This is a genomic window from Streptomyces sp. CO7 (genome assembly GCF_053474865.1).
Genome location: NZ_JBRIOU010000004.1, coordinates 750,892 through 755,401 on the forward strand (window position 1 = coordinate 750,892; position 4,510 = coordinate 755,401).

Below are 4,510 nucleotides of genomic sequence, written 5' to 3' on the forward strand. Positions count from 1 at the left end.
CCCCTCACCCCCGCCACCCGCGACTTCTTCGGCCCGCGCCGCCTCCAGTGCCGTCAGGTCGACCGTCGCGCCCCGGCCGATGTTGAGGAACGTCGCGCCGCGCATCGCGCCGAGGCGGCGCGGGCCGAAGAAGTCGCGGGTGGCGGGGGTGAGGGGGAGGACGTCGACGACCCAGCGGGCGTCCGGGAGGAGGGCGTCGGCGTCGGGCACGGCCGCACGGCCCGCCTCGAACACGCGGACGCCGGCGCCGCGCAGGTAGTGGGCGACGCGGGCGCCGATGCGGCCCGCGCCGTAGACGAGGGCGAGTTGACCGGCGGCGAGTTCGGTGTCGCGGCGGGACCAGTCGGCGCGGTCGTGGGCGGCGAGGAAGTCGGGGACGCGCTGGCACTCGGACAGGACCCAGCCGAGGACGTACTGGGCCATGCGGTCGCCCATCCGTCCGACCGTGCGGGTCAGGAGGACCTCGGCGGGCCATGCCTCCCGGTCCGCGCCGCCCCGCAGCAGCGCGTCCACGCCGGCGTTGACGCTGTGGAACCAGACGAGGCGCTCGCCGCCCTCGGCGAACGCGGGCCGCCGGGAGCCGACCCGGACCACCGAGGCCCCGTCGGGGGCGGGGCCGCTGAGTACGGGGCGGCCCAGGGCTTCCGCGAGGGCCGTCCGCAGCGGGTCGGAGACCTCGTCCCCGGCTACGACCACCGCCCGGTCCAGTTCCCGCGCGACGTCCGTCGCCGCCGCCGACCGTCCCACGCTCACGCCCATCCCCTGCCTCTCACCGTCACCCGTCACCCGCCGTGCACCCCGACGCATCCCCGAAACCCGACGCCCGGGACCCGCGGCCCGAGCGCCGGGACCCGCGCCCGCGCCCCAGGCCCCGCGGGCACACCTCACGCACCCCCGGGTCTCCCGTGTCACGCCCGTGGAATCCCGGCGTCCGCCCGCCATCCGACCGTCCACGGACCGTCACTTCGCGGTACCGGCGCGTTACCCACCGCTCCCTAGCGTCGTGAACATGACCAGGGAAACCAGGGATACGCGAAGCCGGACCTTCAGGCCCACGACCGTACCGACCGTACTGGCGATCAGCGTCGCGTTCACCGCGGGGGCGTCCGCCCCGTCGGCGGTGGCCATGCCCGACGTCCCGGCGACACCGACGCCGATCCGCGCGACCGCGGCCGCCCCCGGCACCACGGTGGTCGGCCAGACCTTCGGCGGCACCGCCCTGCCTTCCGGCTGGAAGGCGGTCAGCGGCGCCTGGAAGGTGCGCAACGGCCGTCTCGTCGGCGACGGCGGCACCCGCGCCCGGATCACCTTCGGCACCCAGCTCACCGACTACCGCTTCGAGGCCACCGCCCGGTTCGAGTCGGTGGACGACACCTCCCGCTGGTTCGCGCTCGGCCTCGACCTGCCGTCGAGCGGGGCCACCCCGTGGTGGATCGCCACCCTGCGCTCCCGCTCCACCGCCGCCAACGGCGTGGAGTTCGCCCAGCGGACGACGGCCGGCACCTGGAACGTCACCGACACCGCCGCCGCTCCCGCCGCGGCCGGCACCGGCAAGGACGTGCGGGTGCGGGTGGACGTCCACGGCATGAAGGCGACCTGGTACCTCGACGGACGGAAGGTGCTGAGCACGAACAAGCTGCGGCGTTCCGCGAACGGCCGTCAGGCGCTGCTGGTGGACGGCGCGACCGTCGCGTTCGACGACGTGAGAGTCACCGCCCTGCCCTCGCTCAACCCCTACCTCCGCGGCCCGGGCGAGCCCGCGCTGGCGGTGGCGCACCGGGGGGCCTCGGCCGCCGCGCCGGAGAACACGCTGGCGGCACAGGAGCTGGCGCGCCGCGCGGGCGCGGACCTCATCGAGACGGACGCGCAGATCAGCAAGGACGGCGTCCCGTACGTCATGCACGACAGCACGGTGGACCGCACCACGAACGGGACCGGGGACCTCACCGCCCTCACCTCCGCGCAGCTGGACGAGCTGGACGCCGGGTCGTGGTTCTCCTCGGCGTACAAGGGCGAGCACGTGCCGACCCTGCGGGCGCAGGGCGCGGACCTGAAGGCGCGGGGCGGAAAGCTGCTCCTGGAGATCAAGCGGGCCTCGTCCAAGGACCAGGTGGCCCGGATGTTCGACGCGCTCCGGGCGGCCGGGGTCCTCTCACCGGACCGGGTCTTCGTGCAGAGCTTCAGCAAGCAGCACCTGAAGTGGGCGCGTGAGCTGGCGCCCACGCTGCCCCGCGGCTACCTGACGTCCACGCTGGACGCCGACCCGGTGGCGGTCGCCCGCGATCTGGGCCTCACCGCGTACAACCCGAAGGCGTCCGCGCTGACCGCCAAGCCGTCGGTGGTGGGCGACCTGCACCGGTCGGGCGTCGCCACCATGGTGTGGACGGTGGACGAGCCGTCGCAGTGGAAGACGCTGGACGCCCTGGGGGTGGACGCCGTGATCAGCAACCGTCCGGCGGAGCTGATCGCCTGGCAGACGCAGCAGGGCTGAGGCGGGGCAGGGGGCGGCAGCAGATACGAGGAAGGGCCCCGGCGTCGCCCGCCGGGGCCCTTCCTTGTCGCGCGGAGACGTTCCGTCAGATCGTGGCCGTGTCGATGACGAAGCGGTAGCGCACGTCGGAGGCGACGACGCGCTCGTAGGCCTCGTTGATCCGGTCGGCGGAGATCAGCTCGATCTCCGCGCCCAGCCCGTGCTCGGCGCAGAAGTCCAGCATCTCCTGGGTCTCGGCGATGCCGCCGATCATGGAGCCGGCCAGGTTCTTGTTGCCGCCGATGAGGGCGAAGAGCTGGAGCGAGATCGGGTTCTCGGGGGCGCCGACGTTGACCAGCGTGCCGCCGGTCTTCAGCAGACCCAGGTACGCGTTGAAGTCGACGTTGGCGGAGACCGTGGAGACGATCAGGTCGAACTCGCCGCGCAGTTCCTCGAAGGTGCGGGGGTCGGCCGTCGCGTAGTAGTGGTCGGCGCCCAGCTTGAGGCCGTCCTCCTTCTTGCGCAGCGACTGCGACAGCACGGTCACCTCGGCGCCCATGGCGTGGGCGATCTTGACGGCCATGTGGCCGAGGCCGCCCAGGCCGACCACGGCGATCTTCTTGCCGGGGCCCGCGCCCCAGTTCTTCAGCGGGGAGTACGTGGTGATGCCGGCGCACAGCAGCGGGGCGGCGACGTCGAGGGAGAGGCCGTCGGGGATGCGGACGGTGTAGTTCTCGTCGACGACGATGTGGGTGGAGTAACCGCCCTGGGTGATCTCGCCGTCCCGGCCGCGGGAGCCGTAGGTGCCGACGTTGCCCTTGAGGCAGTGCTGCTCGATGCCGTTGAGACAGTTCTCGCACTCACGGCAGGAGTCCACCATGCAGCCGACGCCGACGCGGTCGCCGACCTTGAACCGGGTCACGCCGGGGCCGACCTCGGTGACCACACCGGCGATCTCGTGGCCGGGGGTCAGGGGGAAGTGGGTCTGGCCCCACTCCTCGCGGACGGTGTGGATGTCGGAGTGGCAGATACCGGCGTACTTGATGTCGATCAGGACGTCGTGCTCGCCGACCTCCCTGCGCTCGACGGTGGTGCGCTCCAGCGGAGCCTTGGCGGCGGGGGCGGCGTAGGCGGCGACAGAAGTCATGCCGGGTGGTTCTCCGGTTCTTCGAGGGGGTGCTTGCGCGATTGCAGTGTTCGTCAACCCCGTTCGGCACCTCTTTATGCCGGGCCGGGGGGCAAAGACTCCGTAATCCCTGCTGGACGGGCCGCCGCCCCGCCATGGCGGGCCTCCCGGGGGCGGAGGCCCGCGCCGTGCCGCCGCGGGGGGTCAGCCCGCGACGCGGCCCTTGCGGAGGGTCACCACGCGGGGGGACTGCTTGGCCAGGTGGGAGTCGTGGGTCACCATGACGAAGGTCAGTCCGTGCTCCTTCCACTGGGTCTCCAGCACGGTCATGATCTCGTCCCGGGTGGACTCGTCCAGGTTGCCCGTCGGCTCGTCGGCGAGCAGCACCTTGGGCTGCTTGACCAGGGCGCGCGCGATGGCCACCCGCTGCTGCTGGCCGCCCGAGAGCTCGCTCGGCACGTGTCCGAGCCGCTCCCCCAGTCCCACCGAGGCGAGGGCCTCGGCGGCCCGCTCGCGCCGTTCCCTGCGGTGCACGCCGAGCGGCACCAGGGCCGTCTCGACGTTCTCCTGCGCGGTGAGGGTCGGGATGAGGTTGAAGCCCTGGAAGACGAAGCCGATCTTCTCGCTGCGGATCCGGGTCAGCCGCGCCTCGGAGAGCCCGGCGAGGTCCACGCCGTCCAGCACGACGCTGCCGGCGGTGGGGCGGTCGAGGCCCCCGAGCATCTGGAGGAGGGTCGACTTGCCGCCGCCCGTGGGGCCCTGGATGACCAGGCGGTCGCCGTCGGCGATGGTGAGGTCGATGCCGGCCAGCGCGTCCACGACCCCCTTGCCGCGGGTGTAGCGGCGGGTGACGCCGGTGAGTTCGTACATGGTGTCGTTGCTCCTGCTGAAAGGGCGGAAGGGAGGTCGGGGAG

4 protein-coding genes are annotated in these 4,510 nt (G+C 72.9%); 1 reads left to right on the top strand and 3 read right to left on the bottom strand.

Features of this window, described 5'->3' with window-relative positions; all coding sequences use genetic code 11:
- On the bottom strand, positions 1-753 hold a 753-nt coding region (locus ACOV8S_RS16230), incomplete at its 3' end, for an NAD(P)-dependent oxidoreductase (protein ID WP_448318521.1).
- Between the two features lie 256 nt (positions 754-1,009).
- Here ACOV8S_RS16230 and ACOV8S_RS16235 point away from each other — a divergent pair.
- The gene (locus tag ACOV8S_RS16235) at positions 1,010-2,491 is read left to right on the top strand and encodes a glycerophosphodiester phosphodiesterase family protein (protein ID WP_448318522.1); all 1,482 of its coding nucleotides are present in this window, start codon (positions 1,010-1,012) and stop codon (positions 2,489-2,491) included.
- A gap of 85 nt (positions 2,492-2,576) precedes the next feature.
- Here ACOV8S_RS16235 and ACOV8S_RS16240 read toward each other — a convergent pair whose 3' ends face one another.
- Both ACOV8S_RS16240 and ACOV8S_RS16245 read right to left on the bottom strand, forming a co-directional pair.
- Complete coding sequence (locus tag ACOV8S_RS16240; protein WP_448318523.1) at positions 2,577-3,617, bottom strand: NAD(P)-dependent alcohol dehydrogenase; 1,041 nt, start codon at positions 3,615-3,617, stop codon at positions 2,577-2,579.
- 183 nt (positions 3,618-3,800) lie between these two features.
- Positions 3,801-4,466, bottom strand: coding sequence for an ABC transporter ATP-binding protein (locus ACOV8S_RS16245; RefSeq protein WP_448318524.1), 666 nt, complete (start codon positions 4,464-4,466; stop codon positions 3,801-3,803).
- Positions 4,467-4,510: the final 44 nt, after the last annotated feature.

What these genes read in the sequence shown, in the direction of transcription:
- ACOV8S_RS16245 (WP_448318524.1), bottom strand. Translation starts at nt 4,466, where the DNA reads ATGTACGAACTCACCGGCGTCACCCGCCGCTACACCCGCGGCAAGGGG.
- ACOV8S_RS16240 (WP_448318523.1), bottom strand. Translation starts at nt 3,617, where the DNA reads ATGACTTCTGTCGCCGCCTACGCCGCCCCCGCCGCCAAGGCTCCGCTG.
- ACOV8S_RS16235 (WP_448318522.1), top strand. Translation starts at nt 1,010, where the DNA reads ATGACCAGGGAAACCAGGGATACGCGAAGCCGGACCTTCAGGCCCACG.